The sequence below is a fragment of the Ktedonosporobacter rubrisoli genome (assembly GCF_004208415.1).
In the GTDB taxonomy this organism is placed as follows: domain Bacteria; phylum Chloroflexota; class Ktedonobacteria; order Ktedonobacterales; family Ktedonobacteraceae; genus Ktedonosporobacter; species Ktedonosporobacter rubrisoli.
The window spans coordinates 4,838,465-4,854,979 of sequence record NZ_CP035758.1; the positions used below are offsets into that span (position 1 = coordinate 4,838,465).

The 16,515-nt window shown below is 48.8% G+C and carries 15 protein-coding genes and 2 pseudogenes; 1 reads left to right on the forward strand and 16 read right to left on the reverse strand.

Annotation, left to right across the window (positions count from 1 at the left end; all coding sequences use genetic code 11):
* Positions 1 to 98: 98 nt before the first annotated feature.
* The 6 genes and pseudogenes from EPA93_RS21155 to EPA93_RS21180 form a co-directional block, all read right to left on the reverse strand.
* Entirely contained in the window at positions 99 to 548 is a 450-nt protein-coding gene (locus EPA93_RS21155; protein ID WP_129889423.1) for a hypothetical protein, read from the reverse strand.
* Positions 532 to 1,854: a group II intron reverse transcriptase gene (locus tag EPA93_RS21160; RefSeq protein ID WP_242527461.1), complete on the reverse strand. Its 1,323-nt coding sequence runs from the start codon at positions 1,852 to 1,854 to the stop codon at positions 532 to 534. The genes EPA93_RS21155 and EPA93_RS21160 overlap by 17 nt, the downstream gene beginning before the upstream one ends.
* Positions 1,855 to 1,870: 16 nt before the next feature.
* Positions 1,871 to 3,660 (reverse strand): annotated as a pseudogene (locus tag EPA93_RS21165) (reverse transcriptase/maturase family protein).
* Between the two features lie 509 nt (positions 3,661 to 4,169).
* A pseudogene (locus EPA93_RS21170) lies at positions 4,170 to 4,727 on the reverse strand (reverse transcriptase N-terminal domain-containing protein); the annotation flags it as partial.
* Positions 4,728 to 5,218: 491 nt separating this feature from the next.
* Positions 5,219 to 5,443 carry a hypothetical protein gene (locus EPA93_RS21175; protein WP_129889426.1) on the reverse strand — a complete coding sequence of 75 codons (225 nt, stop codon included), beginning with the start codon at positions 5,441 to 5,443 and terminating at the stop codon, positions 5,219 to 5,221.
* 432 nt (positions 5,444 to 5,875) lie between these two features.
* Positions 5,876 to 6,112, reverse strand: coding sequence for a hypothetical protein (locus EPA93_RS21180; protein ID WP_129889427.1), 237 nt, complete (start codon positions 6,110 to 6,112; stop codon positions 5,876 to 5,878).
* 197 nt (positions 6,113 to 6,309) lie between these two features.
* Between EPA93_RS21180 and EPA93_RS21185 the strand changes: the two genes are divergently transcribed.
* Positions 6,310 to 6,573: a helix-turn-helix domain-containing protein gene (locus EPA93_RS21185; RefSeq protein WP_129889428.1), complete on the forward strand. Its 264-nt coding sequence runs from the start codon at positions 6,310 to 6,312 to the stop codon at positions 6,571 to 6,573.
* 243 nt (positions 6,574 to 6,816) lie between these two features.
* On the opposite strand, the gene EPA93_RS21190 is transcribed toward EPA93_RS21185, so the two are convergent.
* The 10 genes from EPA93_RS21190 to EPA93_RS21230 form a co-directional block, all read right to left on the reverse strand.
* Positions 6,817 to 7,047 (reverse strand): hypothetical protein, encoded by a 231-nt coding sequence (locus EPA93_RS21190; protein WP_129889429.1) that lies wholly within the window; start codon positions 7,045 to 7,047, stop codon positions 6,817 to 6,819.
* Between the two features lie 79 nt (positions 7,048 to 7,126).
* Positions 7,127 to 7,720, reverse strand: coding sequence for a WD40 repeat domain-containing protein (locus EPA93_RS21195; RefSeq protein WP_129889430.1), 594 nt, complete (start codon positions 7,718 to 7,720; stop codon positions 7,127 to 7,129).
* Between the two features lie 1,582 nt (positions 7,721 to 9,302).
* A complete protein-coding gene (locus EPA93_RS21200) occupies positions 9,303 to 9,986 on the reverse strand; it encodes a DUF4388 domain-containing protein (RefSeq protein ID WP_129889431.1) in 684 nt (227 codons plus the stop codon).
* A 239-nt stretch (positions 9,987 to 10,225) separates the two neighbouring features.
* Positions 10,226 to 11,023 (reverse strand): DUF4388 domain-containing protein, encoded by a 798-nt coding sequence (locus EPA93_RS21205; RefSeq protein ID WP_129889432.1) that lies wholly within the window; start codon positions 11,021 to 11,023, stop codon positions 10,226 to 10,228.
* A 146-nt stretch (positions 11,024 to 11,169) separates the two neighbouring features.
* Entirely contained in the window at positions 11,170 to 11,769 is a 600-nt protein-coding gene (locus tag EPA93_RS50450) for an acyltransferase (RefSeq protein ID WP_129889433.1), read from the reverse strand.
* A 16-nt stretch (positions 11,770 to 11,785) separates the two neighbouring features.
* Positions 11,786 to 12,838 carry a polysaccharide deacetylase family protein gene (locus tag EPA93_RS21215; protein ID WP_129889434.1) on the reverse strand — a complete coding sequence of 351 codons (1,053 nt, stop codon included), beginning with the start codon at positions 12,836 to 12,838 and terminating at the stop codon, positions 11,786 to 11,788.
* Between the two features lie 72 nt (positions 12,839 to 12,910).
* Positions 12,911 to 14,140 (reverse strand): NAD(P)-binding domain-containing protein, encoded by a 1,230-nt coding sequence (locus EPA93_RS21220; protein ID WP_129889435.1) that lies wholly within the window; start codon positions 14,138 to 14,140, stop codon positions 12,911 to 12,913.
* The gene (locus EPA93_RS21225) at positions 14,137 to 15,255 is read right to left on the reverse strand and encodes a carboxylate--amine ligase (RefSeq protein ID WP_165423294.1); all 1,119 of its coding nucleotides are present in this window, start codon (positions 15,253 to 15,255) and stop codon (positions 14,137 to 14,139) included. The genes EPA93_RS21220 and EPA93_RS21225 overlap by 4 nt, the downstream gene beginning before the upstream one ends.
* Complete coding sequence (locus EPA93_RS48525) at positions 15,177 to 15,479, reverse strand: hypothetical protein (RefSeq protein WP_165423295.1); 303 nt, start codon at positions 15,477 to 15,479, stop codon at positions 15,177 to 15,179. Before EPA93_RS48525 ends, EPA93_RS21225 begins: the two co-directional genes overlap by 79 nt.
* Positions 15,479 to 16,513, reverse strand: a complete 1,035-nt coding sequence (locus tag EPA93_RS21230; protein WP_129889437.1) for a polysaccharide deacetylase family protein — start codon at positions 16,511 to 16,513, stop codon at positions 15,479 to 15,481. The genes EPA93_RS48525 and EPA93_RS21230 overlap by 1 nt, the downstream gene beginning before the upstream one ends.
* Between the last annotated feature and the right edge of the window lie 2 nt (positions 16,514 to 16,515).

The window sequence follows — 16,515 nt, forward strand, 5'->3', positions numbered from 1 at the left end:
GCTCAAACTCCATTTGATTTGGGTATCCCTCAGCTGGCCATAGGTGTCACGTTTACGCTAGGTACCAGGGACTGCACATTTGTCGTTCCTTGGTAACTTCATGGCTTCGGCGGCAGGATATCCACGGGTTCAGCCGTGGGAGGAATGCCGCTTCTCCTTTCAATTAAACAGGCCGAGGCTCTTTGCATGAGTGTCAGGTGTCTAGCGCTCGCACTCGCATGCACTTTGGTCCCATCAAGTTTTCTCAGATCAAAGTAGCCTGTACTCCTTCGCCCAAAGACAAAGCAGCTTTTCCCCTGATAGCGCACGCAGTCGAAGAGGCGAAAGCCCCGCACGTATTTGGGAGCGGTGTTTCTTTGCCGCAGGCCACCTTTCCTGATCGTCGCTTTGTGGAGTTGGCGGTTATTGCGCCGGACGAACTTCATCTGGTGCCAGGTGCCATCGGAGCACGCCAGGGGTTCCCACTGATGCAGCATGCATCCAGTAGATGCGATTTCTCCAATGCGTGTTCCATCCGGGTCTGCTGTTGAACTAAGCGCAAGAGTCACCTCCTGCGCTCGTCTGCAAAACCGTGCTTGAGATTTTCACCTCACACGGCTCCTCAAGGATATAGCCTTTGTCAGAGGTACCGTTGACACGTTTTGCGTGTCGGTCATCATGGCAATGTCGATGAAGGGCAAATTTGTTACTCAATTCTTCCCCGCCTCCTTCACTTTTCGGGGTGATGTGATCTACTTCTATAATGTCCCCATCTTTAAAGAGCAGTTCGCACCAACGACATTTGCCGCCTTGTTTCTGTAACAATTTGGCTTTTATCCCATTCATCATGGGGTGTTTGTGTAGCCGTTGGCTCCAGTAGAGCAGATTACCGTCGTAAGGGCTGGCTGCTCCTCGTACTTTCGCATGGCGTTGGATGGCTGTTTGTGAGTGGTTCCAGAGCTTGGATTTCCCATCGGAAAACTTCCATCCTTGCCCGTCATGAACATGCCAGTATTTCTGGGCAATCCAGCGTTTCCCTTTATTGGGATGTCTGTATCCTGCCCAGGATGCCAATTGAAGGTAGAGGAGATGGTCGCATCTGTTGCAGGTTTCTTTTGACACAACAGTACGATGATAGTTGGTCCACCCCTTGATAATCGGGTTGAGTTCTTTGATAACCTTTCCCTGGGGGGCGGCCCGATTGTGTCTGATGACCTCTCTCGTTGCAACCATATGTCCTTTGACAGCTTCTTGACTCGGTTTGATGAAGGTCTTGAAACCGAGGAGTTTTCTAGAGCCTCCAACGATTGCAGATCGGTTCTTTCCAACCGGATATTGTCGGACATGCCACCCTAGAAAATCAAAGCCCACTTGTCCCTGGTATTGCTCTAGGGTATGGGTGATCTTCGTTTTGCTTGGTTTCAGTTCTAAACCCATGCCTTTTAACCTTGTATTCGTTAGCTCTTTGCATTGCTCGATAACCGCTCTATCTCGGTGTAGAATCAGAAAATCGTCTGCATAACGTATAACAGTTGGTTTCCAATTGTCAGTAGTTTCCCCTTTTATCGTTTTTGATGCAGGGAAAGATGCTTTGATACATGTTTCTAGTCCGTGTAGCGCGATATTCTCTAAAAGTGAAGAAATAACACCACCTTGCGGTGTTCCCTCTTTTGTCGGAAAGAGGGTTTCATTTTCCATCATGCCCGCTTTCAGCCAGGATTTAATTATCTGTCTGATGGTCGGGAATGTTGCTAGCTTTTCTAACAATGCCTGATGATTGATGCGGTCGAAAGTGGGTAGCCAGCCGACGAGGTGGCATTGCTGCTCCTTTTTCGTCTGGCTCCCTCCGAACCGGACTTGCGCCTTTCGATGCATCCGGCTCTCCAGTATCCTACTTCGAGACATGGTTCGTTCCCGGTTTGCCATATTGGATCGCCATGTGGCAAGGTTTACAGACCATTAAGGTTTTCCGTCTTCGTGCAGACATAATCTGCATCCAGAGCGGCATGACTTTCCTGCCTTTCACCTTGAGGTCTTTGAGTGCATGAATGTGGTGAACCTCGATGTTTCCCACTGCCCCACAGACCTCGCAGGTATCCGCCAGCAGTCGCTTGAGAAGTTCGCTTCTGGTCGGTGGTCTGCGTTCGGTTGGGAGGTCTTGTATCTGGGTTTTCAGGTCGCGTTGGAGTGGTATTCCTCCAAATCGGGCAACCAGTGGTTTCTTGCCTTCCCGTTCGACAGTGATTTCAAGACATTTCCGGGGGCCTTGTGGGAGCCTCACTGTTTTCTGGTACTTGGCGCGTATGCGGGCCACGCTGGTCTTGTGCTTGTTCGCGAGCGTTTTCAGTAATGAGAGTCTCATCACTGTTCTCACATTGTTCAGCCACGCGACATTTTGGGCCAGTGTGTAATATTGAACGTATCCCCTGTATTCTGACTGGTAAAGGCTGATGATGGTAAAATCATCTTCATCTAGCAGTTCAGGTCGATGCGTGGGTTTTCCATGCCTCATGTAGAGGGCGCTCTTTTCTTCCACAAATTGTGGAGGGACACGAAGCCCAACAATACCATTCACTAATCGTCTCCCCTCAGTGTGTTTGGTATCTTCCTGTTGAACCCGTATGTGATACCCTAGAAACTTCGCTGTTTCCGTTTGGGCATGCGTAATCAAGGTCTTCTCTTCAGAGAGGTCGAGTTTGAGCTTTTCTTTGAGGAAAGTGCTCAGTTTTTCCTTGATGGTTTTTGCCTCTGCGATTGGCCCGATGAAAGCCAGCAAAAAGTCGTCCGCGTAGCGTAGGTAGGACAACCTTCTGTAGTCAGGATCGTTGACATCTTTGGAGGGCATGCGCTGGTACAGGAGTTCCAGTTCATGTGCCCGCTCTTCATGTCCCGCTTTCCTGTGATACCATGCGAGCTTTTGAAGTTTGGCGTAGTCCTTGTTCTCGGCCCGCCTTTGACCTCGCGTATGTTCTGGAATGAGGGTCTGTTCGACAAATTTGTCCAACTGGTCAAGATAGATATTGCTGAGGATTGGCGAGACAATCCCGCCCTGTGGCGTTCCGCTCAGCCTTGGGCGGTAGCTCCATTCTTCACAATATCCTGCCTTGAGCAGATTTTCGATGAGTCTGAGGAAACGATTGTCTTTGATTTTCTCTCGAAGAATCTCCATCAGCACGTCATGATCGATATGATCAAAACAGCCGCGTATGTCGCCTTCCAGAAACCACTTGGTTCCCTGCCAGGTCCGATCAATGGTTGTGAGTGCGCTGTGGCACCCGCGTTCTGGCCGGAAACCATGACTGCTGTTGGAAAACTGCGGTTCGTAAATGCCTCAAGGATGAGCCTGATGACTTCTTGAACCAATTTATCTGTCCATGTTGGTAGCCCTAATGGGCGCTTCTTTCCGTTTTTCTTCGGAATTTCCACGCGCCGTACTGGTGTCCATCGAAACCGTTCATAGCGTAACTGCTCGATGATAGCTTCGACTTTCTTCATGGACATTCCATCAGCCGTTTCCTTTGTCACTCCCGGCGTCAGTGCTCCATCATTTTTGTAGATGCGACTGTACGCCAGGAGATACAGATTCGGATTGAAAAGCTGTCGATAGACATCTTCTTCTAGTAACAACCCTCGCTTGCCTCTGTCTCGAATAACTTGTAACACCGTTTCGGCTGAGCGCATCACACGCACCTCCCTTTGTCCAAGTTGAGGATTCCCTGTTCTCCGTCCCCCTGTATCGGGCTTTCCCCGACTCCTTGGGCGGTCGTAACTCCGCCGAGTACCATGAGAACTCTGTAGCCTTGAGCGTCGCCGCTTTTAGGCCATCCCGTGCTTTACCACTACGGCACATCATGTGACTTAGGCGGCCCACTCATTCCGTTTCCTCGCTCATTGTGAGTTGACCTGATCTCAGGAGGTTGCAGTGACCAAATGCTTATGCCTCTGCATAGATCAGTATCCCGTTCAGATGCCGTAGGGATAGGCTATCGCATAAACCGTCGGAATTGGGCTTCAGGGAGTCTACCTTTCGCCATATCACACAGGTCTTGCGAGGCAATAGATTGGGCATCGTGTCTCTGTTCCTCGCGTTACCAGCATGCTGCTTTCCCCTTCCTCTTTCGATTCCAGGTAGGCTGGTTAACCTAGAGATGTTCCTCCTAATCTCTCCCGATCATTTCGGGGATGCCGTGGTGACTGTCACGGCGCACGCATTTTGCTATATCTGCATCCAGGACATATTTCTCCTTCTGACTGATACAGTGGAAAATGGCTTCAACGGCATCATGGCATGAGCGTCCTGGTCGAAAGCCGTAAGAGTTCGGTTCAAACTTTGCCTCCCATTCGGGTTCCAGTGTGAGTTTCACAAGAGCTTGGAGGGCGCGGTCATACATGACAGGAATCCCCAGACCACGTTTTTCCTGTGTTCCGGGCTTGGGTATCCAGACCCGTCTCACCGGTCGAGCTTTTGGTATGAGCTTGAGGTATCCGACAAGAGCCATTCGTTGTTGCGGGCGAAGCGATTTCACTCCGTCTACTCCGGCTGTTTTCTTGCCTTGGTTGTCTTGTGTGACTCTGCGTACAGCCAGGCATTTGGCCGACCAGGAATTCATCAAGAGTTTTTGTAAGCTGTGGACTGCCTTGACATCGCCACGCTGCGAGGCTTGGTAGATACGCTTTTGAAGCTTGAACACCTGGCGTTCTATGGTTTCCCAGTCCAGGAGTTCCCATCTATACATTGGCATGCTCATAGCTTTTGAACCTCTCCTTGAGTCTCTACCTTCCAGATTATCGTGTCTCTGTCAGCGTATCCTGAGCATTACCCCAGGCGTTGGCTTTTGAGACAATCCTGCCAGCATCATGCTTGCGGGTGACTCCCTGCTCTCAGTATCGACCGTCTGAGAGAGCAATGATGCTGGTTCCTCGTTCCTGATAGTCGTTTTACGTTGCGTTAGGATGGTACTTTTCACCGGGTTTCTTTGGGTGAACCCTGGTCGTTGAAGCTAAGCCAGGCCCTTATCCTTCACCATTTTGGTCAAGCCAATAACCCACGTAGGCTTGTCTCTAGTCACGATGAATCAATGTACTTCGCTTGCGCTCTCCATAGCAACCTTCCAGCAAGTTTTCCCTGTTGGGTTCAGGTGACTCCTTGTTTCTCCCCGCTTCAGGGATTGAGGGTCAGTCGCTACCCTGGGGGAGAGGTTTATCCTAGTTCACACAGGGTTGGGAATTGGCTTGTGCCTCACCCAACATCGACTATCAAGTTGTCAAAGTACAAGACTTTGCCACGCATCCCCCGTGTTGTCACGGTTTCGCGTGAACGGGTCGCACGCTCCAGGCTAGAGTAGGCACCTGGAGGTATCCTGACCTCTCCAACGTAGCCCAGCAAGGGGCTCAGGCTAGTCAATGAAGGCTTTGCAAGCCTCCGGCGATCCCGCCGGGGGTCATTGACAGTCTGGGTCTGCAAGAAAGCCCGCTGACTTGCAGCCCACCCTTCTCCACTATTCCGTCTACTTAAATTGAAGATCTGCTAACTTTAAGGGGGTTTTCGGCAATTGCTGGCAGATTTCTTCACAAAGCTGCTGTGCTTCTTTCGTATTCATGATGGTACTCGCTTGTAATCTCTTCTTGTACAAAAACAACGATGCTTGCAAGAGGATAACCTCATTATAATCTAAGGGAACTGGCCGCCCAATCCTATCTTCCAATATCATTGCCTGAAATTTCTGCTGCAACGCTATGAGTGTTCTCGCGCCAAATGAAAAATGGATATGCTTCACTGGGGTTACTACAAACCAGGCTGCGGCAACTGCTAACGATTCCTGAACTATCTGTACCATTTCTACAGTGAGGATGAGTGAGGGGAACTTAATGATTTTACATATGTGGGTATTTTCGATTAGTCTTTTTTCTGCGGCTCACACACTTTCTCCTTCTCCACACCAATAAATACTTCTAACGCTTGCTCGGGGCTGAGGTATTTTCTCAACTCTGCAAAATATTTCCCTAATTGAACTTGTCGTTGCTCTATAAAGTCGTGGCGTGAAACTATCGCTGGTTCCCGAAAGACACGTTGAGCTGCCTGGTACTCTAAGGTGATTTGCTCCCGAATACGGGCAATGTCTGATAGAGCCATCTTTCTTTCCTTTACTGCACTAGCGAACTTCCAAAGAAAGAGTACCATAAAAAGAGCAAATGGCCAATATAGCTGCAAATATACAGCAAGAAGTATAGAGACAGAAATATAGAGCAAGAAATATAGAGCAAGAAATATAGTTCCGTAAATTGATATCTGGCTGTATAGTGAAAGAAAATCACGAATGAGGAATATACATGCTCCGCCTGCGGATGAAAGAGTTGGCCCAACAGCAAAAAATGTCCATGACGCTTTTGTCACATCGAAGCGAAGTCGCGTATGGAGTCATCAAAGCTTGTTACAGAAATCCCTACCGATCAATTAACAGCGAGACAATTAATAAGATTGCAAAAGCGTTGCAAGTGCCTGCAACTGATTTATTTGAGGATGTATCAGAAGACTATATGAAGAGAGAGATGGAAGAGAAGCGGAAAAACAAAGATGCAGGCGAAGGCGCTTAATCCTCTCTTGTGCGTATTATTTTTTCTTACTTGCCTTTTAGGTGCTGGTATTTAACCTCATCCTTGTATCATGATTTTCGTGTTTGGGAAAAAGCGCCATCCACAGCGATTGCAATAGCAGGTTTTCTTACCTGAAGAGAGGACGGAAAAAGCAGCGTCTCAAGAATATCTCTTGACGCTGCTTTTTTATGGCTTTCTGTTTATCCGGCTGCCTGGCAACAGACTAGTGAGTCAGACAAACCGTTATGAAGTGCTCTCCTCAACAGGCTTGGCCGGCCTTGATTCTACAGAATTGGCCCGATGAGAGCGCAAGAGCCTGGCATGCTTCGTTATCTCTTTTGTCACGCAACCAGCCTGCTGCACTAACTCATCAACATATTGAGCCGTCACCTGCGAGAGCCGCGACAGCTGTTCGCGCTGTGCGCTGGGCAAGGCTCGCTCAACCAATTGTTGCAGGCTTTCATTAAGCTGCACGCTACGATCGCGCTCCTCATAATTTTCTACCATTAATGGTAAGGAAAAAAGACGATGATATCCTTTAGGAGCCAGGGTACTATCCCTCTTCTCCCTCTCTACGAGTCTGTAAAGTCGATGACGACTCGAAGATCTGCTGGCCTGGAGAGGAATCTGGCCGGGGTATGATCCTCCATATTGTGATGGTTTTGCTGGGGGAGAAAGAGAGCAGTTTGTCATCACGTGACCAGGCAAGCTTTGTAATTCTCTCTCTCAGCGCAATCACAAACCATTGCCTACCAGTTGTCCCATCCCAGAGATAGATTACCCTATCATCTGATCCCGAAGCCAGACGAGCGCCATCAGAGGACCAGGCCAGCGTCGTTATGGCTTTACGATGGTTAGTGAGAATGTATTTGCAAGTTCCAGTTATGTTATCCCATATCCTGATGGTCGTATCGAGCGAACCTGAAGCCAGTTGTACATTATCAGGTGACCATGCTATCGCCGATACACTTTTCTTATGGCCGATCAATTTGTGTTGTAGTACTCCATTTGCCCCATCCCAGATGCAAACCGTACCATCACGCGCTCCTGAGGCCAGTTTGGAACCATCAGACGACCAGGCAACTTCTGTCACCCGTTTTATATCGCCGGAGAGCGTATATGCGATGTCCATAATGTTGTTTTGCATGGTGTCCTCCTGCTATAAATAGCATGAAATATCTAAAGTTTGCTAATATCTTTCAAACCCTAGAGCAGTGTTCAGGAAACCTCGATTCCTCAGAACTCTGTTGGTTCATTAGCGTTGCGGCTCAATTTCTCTGAACACTGCTAAAGAGAATCTAATAGTGGATTATTTGTTAATACTTGCTGTAGTAGAACCTGAGCCTGTACCTCCGTCAGCCACTACCGCCCATCCTGTAGTTGTGACATCCCATCGCCCAGATGCTGCTATAATACCACTTCCAACACATGTCGGGTTGTTTGTTGTCACATTGCAGGAGAGGATATTAACAGTTTGATCGTAGTAGAGACATAAGAAAGCACAGTGCTTGGCCACGGTATTGAGAGTTCCAACAAACTGTTCATCGCAAGCGAGAGTGGCAGTAACGGTAAGCGAATTACCATTTAATCTCCCTGACTGATTGACGCTGCAGGTTGCGTCAGGGTGAATAGTGCCTGGATGATGTTTAAACGTAATGGCATGTGAGGACTTAAAAGTCTGTATGCCTGATGCTGATGCACCGAAAGAGATAGTTAATACTAAGCATACTGCAACAAAGGTTGCCAAAGCAAATCTTCTCACAGAAATCCTTTCCTGAGATGAGTGTTGAAAAGGCTCATCCCTTGTCTTGGTCCTTCAATTTTTAGTGATAGATATACTATGGGCATGCGGTAAATTCCGCTCACGACGCTCTCTTGAAGTCGCCAAACTTTTTAATAGGGCGTCGCGTCTCTTCTTCTGGACTACAGCTAGAATAGTAGACCCTCTTGATCCAGTAATCTTCTTTCTGCATCCTTCAATTTTTTGATCTATCTCATGTCTTATTTATTAAATATAGCTGCTGTATGTTTTTCTGCCCTGATAGGATGCAAAATCCCTCTATAACACAGAGCATGACTATTTGGATAAAATAAGATAAAGATAGACTTTTTCGGGAAAATCCATCACCTCCTTTTTTAGAAACTATAGCAGGAGATGTAAATGTTTATAACATAAAGCAAAGAAAAAGTCAAACAGATTAGGAGAAGAGGTACTAGGAGAAGCGGCATAAACGTATCTAAGGATTAATATGAAATCTTAACGCAAGAATATATGATAATTCGATGACTTGTTCTGAGTGGTTATTGAGGAATTATCAATGTTTATTGAGCAATGTACGGAGACGTGTAACCTTACTGAAGATGCTTATATTCTTGGCTTATGGCCTCATACATTCACACTCATGTAATTTCGCGAGGAGTATGATGCTACCATTGGGAATTTTTAAACAAAAAAGTCTGTGGCTGTTTAGTTGTTAAATTTTCCCATCTATCATTGCCGAGTTTTTGAATGGAGGGGAATTGCTTCATGCCTGTGCCTCCCCCTGCTAACCTGTTATTGTGATTTTCGTATGTGGAAAAAGCGCCATCCACAGCGATTTTAATAGCAGGTTTCAGTCCTGAAGAGAGGACGGAAAAGCAGCGTCAAGAGATATTCTTCAGACGCTGCTTTTTTATGGCTTTCTGTTTATCCGGCTGCCTGGCGACAGACTAGTGAGTCAGACAAACCGTTATGAAGTGCTCTCCTCAACAGGCTTGGCCGGCCTTGATTCTACAGAATTGGCCCGATGAGAGCGCAAGAGCCTGGCATGCTTCGTTATCTCTTTTGTCACGCGACCAGCCTGCTGTACTAACTCATCAACATATTGAGCCGTCACCTGCGAGAGCCGCGACAGCTGTTCGCGCTGTTCGCTGGGCAAGGCTCGTTCAACCAATTGTTGCAGGCTTTCATTAAGCTGCACGCTACGATCGCGCTCCTCATAATTTTCCACCATTAATGGCAGGGAGATAGGCTTGCGCGGCAACTTCTCCATAAGCTGCTGCCCTAAGCCCTCAAGTTTAGTCCGCGCCACACCATGTATTGCCCCATGCATTTCCAGTAAAGCTAACCAACGCGCAAAAATCTCAGCCTGCTGCCAAGTTATATCCTCATAATCTACAGTACTTTCAGAATCAAAACGCACAAAACCCCGTGTCCAGTTAAGCAACTCTTGTAAAACAGCTTCTCCATCTTTTTTATTTCCGGTAACATGGATAAGACGCGCATCTTTAAAGTATAAATGAGCCAGCCCAACACGCTCATTATTACGAATTGAAAGTCGGCCGGAGCCGCGCGTATCGCGAATACGAATGAGCGCCAACGTTACTTCAGCAAAGTAATTCACATGAGAGGATCTATTAGTCGTATTCTTCATGTCTCTAGCAACCTTACTGAATATCTATCAAGCTTGCTGATGATATTCATTATTTTTATTGGATATAATACGAGATATTACAGCCTTTCCTAGTATAGTGTCAATCACCATTTCATAATTTAAGCATATATTTCTATATATACACAACAATTCAGTAATTATATTTAGCCTATTTTGACTAATATTATGGTAGAGCTAAGCCTCTCGTTCTTCTAACGGGAGCCTATAAAGCTGCTCTATCAGTGACCACTCGGTAACAGACGGATATCCATTTGTAATATCCCTAGATGAACCAGAACGGGGCCAACATCCTGTAAAGCCTGGATAATGAGTCGTTGAGCTGCTTTTTCTCCGATCAAGGAAGAGCAGAAACACTGGCAAATAGCAATAAGGGCACTAAAGCCCTCAAAAATATCTTCGCGAGACAGGCGATCTAGATGCGAACGATCGAGAACTTGTAGATAGCCAGTTGGGGCAATTTTTAAACTAGCAAAAGCTGGAAAAGAAGTGGAACAATCGTCGATAATATCCTGTAGTACCCGCAAGGCCTCCTGTGGACCTACCAGGCGTGCAACCGCCATCGAGACGCGCCGCGTAGCTTCGACCAGTACTCGCCATTCCCAGGGTGTTATCAGTAGTCGCGCATTGTGGTCCGCAATCAAGCTACTTTCAATAACGCGTGCTGGCACAGGCTTTGTTACGATGCCATGCGCTTGTAGATAAGCCAGTACTTCTTCGAAGAGTTGTTCATGCTCAGCGCCTATTGTGGCCTCGTTGGGCGTAACGCTCCCTTCGAAACGCACTGTCCCACGCGTCCAGGTTTTGAGTCCTTGTAAGAGAGAGCGCCCATCACCATGATTGCCAACAATATGTATCAGCTTGCCGGCCCGAAAATAGAGGTGCACAATACCTAACCGTTCGGTGTTGCGCAAGGAGAGGCGCCCAAATGCACGCCGACGACGAATATGTTGCACAATATTCGCCAGATCGCTTAATGAGCTCTGCCATAAAGATCCTGAATGACTAGCTGGGGGCACGACACACTACCGCTTTCTATCAAGCTACAACACCCAGTAGACACGCTTGAACATACTATTACCCTTACTCAGCTCATGATACATAGAAGCGCGGTAGTATGTCAACTCCTTTAGTGAGCAAACTTATGGCTCTATGCATGCTCAGCTCAAGGTAACGTTTTTATCTCGCACACCTGAGCACAGAACTCGCACCAGCCAAGAAGTTTATGCTCTTGCTCATGGACATCCACGAGGCGCCTGGCGCAGCGGCAAACATAGCCATGCTGGCGAGCTGGATTTCCCAGAACCAGCGCGTAGGCAGGAACGTCTTTTGTGACCACCGATCCAGCCCCAACAAGCGCAAATTCGCCTATCGTCACACCGCATACGATAACAGATCCGGCACCAAGCGAGGCCCCATACTTGACAAGAGTAGGAGTAATGTCCCAGTCGTCAGCGCTTTTTAGTTGGCCAGTGGGCGTAATGGCTCGCGGATAGAGATCGTTGGTAAAGCAAACATGAGGACCAATAAACACGCCATCTTCCACTTCCACGCCTTCAAAAATTGAGACATGATTCTGAATCTTTACTCGCGAGCCAATACGCACATGGGATTCGATATAAACGCCTTTGCCAATATTACACATTTCGCCTACCGTGGCCTGAGCCCGAATATGGGCCTGGCGCCAGACGCGCGTTCCCGCGCCAACCTCTGCCCCTGGCTCTACCTCGGCAGTTGGATGTACATAAAATGGTGTAGCAGACATCAGCAGTTCACCTCCCTTACTTCTGGCCCGAATTTGTCAGGTATTTGCGCACAAACGGCAACCAGCGCAAACGCGAGAAAAAGCCCCACAGCCCAGCAGCTTCCGCCGCCACAACCAGCCAGTGCTGATCGGTATCTACTTCAACACGATTTAGCAAGTATGAGGAGCCCTTACGCCGATTAAAACCGTAACGCGTAGTAAAAGCCCAATCATAGCCGGCCTGCCGCACAGCATCTAGCACTTCATCACTTATATGTTGGAGCTGTCCTATTGGATAGGCGAATGTACGTACTGGATGACCTAACTGCTCGGCGAGGGCTGCAGAGCAGGATTCTAACTCCTCCCGCATCTCAGCTGCATCCTTAAGGTAAGCAAGAATAGGATGATGCATCGTATGAGCGCCAAAGGAGACCCAACCGCTTGTCTCCATCTCATGCACCTGCTCCCAGGTCACGGGCAAAGCTAGCATCTCATCCTCACTAAGCTCCGCGGAAACTGCCAATTTCTCGCTCACCATAGCAAGAAATGTCTCGCGCTCATCCACAGTTTGTGCATAGCGCACACGCCCATCGATAAGTTGGGCCAGGGCCGCCTTTTCCTGCGGGTCCTGCAGATGGTAGCAACGATCATCAAGCGTGACCTCCTTTACCTGAGCGTGCTTCACCAGGCGCTCACCCTCTAGCCACCAGAAAGTCCTTCCACTCTCTATATAGCCAGGAACCAGATAGATAGTAAAAGGGATCTGCAATTCGCGGGCCAGGGCAAAGGCATGGGTGTAATTATCGCGATACCCATCATCAAAGGTAAGCACAAGTGGAGTCCGTCTGTCATAGCTACGTCGACCATTTTTGCGCCGCGCATAAAGCTCTTCCAGAGCAGCCTCCACATGCATAACGCGATAATGTCTGCGCAAGTAAAGGAACTGGCGCCTCAGATCTCCACCCAAAGCGCGATGATAATTTAAAACAATCAGGCAGGATGACTGGCGTCTAGTCCACCAGCGAGCCAGCGCGACAAGACCACTATAGTACATACAAGCCGCAACGAAAGTGAGCGCAATTTTTCGCATACTGACCTTCTTCCATCCCCGAGAAGATGTTTTCCTGTTAAGAAATATCTTCTCCACAGCAAATGCTAATAGTTACCGGCTCAGACTGGCAGTACGACGGCTTATAGCCCGGGTTACTCTTCGGGCAGCTGCCTCGTCACCAATCACAAAACGGTAAAAAGGGCCAAAGCTGCGAGCTGCCGAGTAACCTATGAAATACAAGCCCGGCACACTGCTTTCAAAGTACGTACTCAGAATCGGCGAACCGTCATAGCACTGAATAGAGGCCTGCAGATTTGGCTGCAACATGGAAAGCCGTTTTATGTCGGCCCGATAGCCTGTGCCAAGAATTACATGATCGGCCTCAAGAAGCGTACCGCTGCTCAGCCTCAGCTTTACATGTTCACCGGCCTCAGTCACGCTTTCTACCTTCTCGGCCTCATGAAGCGTAATCTTCTCGACCACGCGTGGCTTGAGCCAGTGAGACCCTGCCGGTGCATGGCGGGTTGCCAGCAAATGATCTTTTGTATTACGCGGCAAACGCTGGAAAACGTAGGGATATTTCTCAAGAATCAGGTTGAGCCAGCCCTCGCCCATACCAGCTTGCGGGGCCCGTAAGCCTCTTAGCTTCTCCGGGATATTCTCATTTGAGAAATTAATCCAACGAATGGGATGCCGGGCAATAAGTTGTACTTCAGCCCCCTGTTCGCCGAGCAGCGCAGCTGTCTCCAGAGCGGCCTGGCCCGCGCCGATCAGGACCACTCGCTGGCCAGCAAATTTACTCAGTTTTCTATGCATAGCCGAATGCGAGACCAGAGACGTGGGCATATGGGCATACTCTGCTGGCGTATACATATAATATTGCAGGCCAGGAGCCATAACGACGCTCTGGCTCTGGATCACACGCCCATCTTCAAGAGTGAGCAAAAAGCTCCCATCCAGCCACTCGACTGATTGTATATATGTCTCATCCAGCTCGGGAACCGCGTTCTGCTGAAACCATAAGCCATACTCGACAAACGTCTTCATAGGCAAGGGATCTGCCCCTTGCATCCCTTGGAGCGCAAAAAATTTGTCAAAGCCATATTTTCCTTGTGGGTCCGAGAGATTCGTAGCCCACCAGTACGAGCGCAAGAGCATTCCTTCTGGCATATGTTCACGCCAGAAATAGATCGGCTTGCCAAAAATTGCTACCTTGAGGTTCTGTGCCTTGAGATGAGCTGCGGCAGAAAGACCATAGGGACCGGCCCCCAGCACAACGGCATCATAGCGGGCAGAAGGCACAAATGCTTCACCCTTTTGCACTTCTAAAGATAAGCTCATCGGAAAGTCCTCCTTAACATTCCACTCGCCAGTTTTTGTCGAGCGCGAAAGGCAACATCGCGCATTGCCGTCCACACAGGAAGAAGATCCTTCCCATCAACATAGTCATATCCTGACGGAACAAAAAAGGCCGCCATAAAGTCGAAAATAGCCTGTTCTGGTGAGTCAACTCCAGGTCTTCCGTATTGAGATAGTGCCTGTATAGTCGTCAAGATATCACCCTCCAGAAAGCGCATCCAACCGCCAATACGATAATCCATCACCCGATCTATCTTCTCACCACTAGCCCACTGATAGAGTAGATAGGGGAAATCAACTCCGGCACGCACCGCTACCTCGATCGAAGCCGAGAGGCGAGGGTTGATCTCCATCAAATAGGGCTTACCTTCGCTATCACGCCGAAACTCTACTTCGGAATAGCCCTCCAACTCTATCTCGCGCACCAGCTTTTCTGCCTGCTCGCCGATATCAGACGGGATCTCGATGCTCTGCCGATATACCGATACTCCTCCTAAGGGCGGATGTGTGCGCCTGGCCCACTGAGCAAAGCGCGCATATATTTCGCCATTGGCATACATGAAGTTCACAGCCTCGCGCCTGCCCGCAAGAAACTGCTGAAAGAGCGCTGAGCCACCAAACTGCGTTTGCTCCTCGATCGCTTCTCGGGCCTCTTCAGGCGTCGTCACCAGCCTGGATATCAACCTGACACCCTGCAATTCGCCCTGCACATCACTCCCCCACAGCCAGGACTCGACAGGCTTGATAACTGCTGGAAGCCCTATCTCCCTGATGGCCTCCGTAATCTCTCCCACGCTACTTATCTGCACCGAGCGCGGAATCCCCAGGCCCAGCTTTTGCGCAATTTGCAACGTTATGGTCTTATTAACGGCTGCCTCTAAGGCCGCCTCTTTGGCCAGGGCAACATACGTCAGAGCTTCCAGCTCTTGTCGATACTCTCTTAATACCGCTAATGTGCCATCCGCCGACGCAATGAGAACTCGCGCTCCGGTATGGCTCAATAAAAGCTTCAAGTAATCTAAAAATGATTCCTTATCGTGCTCATATTCTGGCGCAAGATAGGCATGCTGACACCAGCGCGAAGAAAAGGTCGGCACACATTTTCCCTGCTTGTTGATACGGGGGCAACCTCCAGGGCGGCGACATTCATACCGCGCTCCCCAAGGGAGCGTATGGTCACTAACGACTGGCGTAGCCGTGCATCAAGCACAAGGGCATCATATCTCTTATGGTGGCCTATTGTTTGTTCCTTTGTAGCGTATTGCGCAGGCTGTTCATCCATGAACTCGCCTGCGGCAAACGATCCTTCTATTGCTTCCATTACCGTCTCTTCCTGAGTCGTGACAAAATGCCAAGCAAACCGACAAGTTCAGCAGCCATTAGCAACCAGTGCAAATCCTCATCGCCTGGAAGGCGTCGCAACAGATATGGATCGGTCTGTGGCGCATTGATTTTCTCAATCGTAGTTAAAGCCCATGTATATCCAGCATCTCTGACAGCCTGCACGCCTTCATCTCCAATGTGCCTTAGCTTGCCAATCGGATAAGCAAACGTGCGTATAGGGTGGCCCAACTGCTCTTCAAGCACTTGACGACAAAGCGTCACCTCTCGTCGCACCTCATTAACATCATTCAAGCAACTCAAGACCGGATGATGCATCGTATGGGCACCGAAAGAGACCCAGCCGCTCTGTTCCATCTCACGAATCTCGTTCCAGGACAAAGGTAAAGATGTGTCAGAGCAAGCAGCCGTAGAGCGCTCCGGTAACGTTACGTTTAGAGCTTTCTGCACATCGGCAAGAAACTGCTCACGCTCTGCAATAGATTGAGCATGCCATACATGTGAACTTATAGCTTCTATAAGAGCCAGCCTATCTTTCTGCTGTTCCAGAGAATATGCTTGCCCATTAATGATAACCTTGTCGATTTTTGAGCTATTAACAAGATACTCGCCTGCCCGCCACCAGAAACACTTTCCACTTTCCACATATCCAGGGACAAGAAAGATTGTCATTGGTACCTCTAGCTCGCGGGCCAGCCGCAAGCCTTCAGTATAGTTATCTAAGTAACCGTCATCAAAGGTCAAAACAAGCGGAATACGTCGATCGCGTGCAGCTTTCCTTGCACGCTGCTCCTGTGTGGGCGCAAAAAATTCATTCAGTGCATCCTCTAAATGCATTATGCGGTAATGACGCCGCAAATAGCGCATCTGTTCAGGTAGAAACTTGCCTACAGCTCGATGATAATTCAGTATAATCAAGCGCGGCCCTCCACGGCGCGTCCACCAGTGAGCAATTTTTAATACACCGCTATAATAAAAACATGTTGCCAGGAACAGGCGTATTCGCTCACGCATAA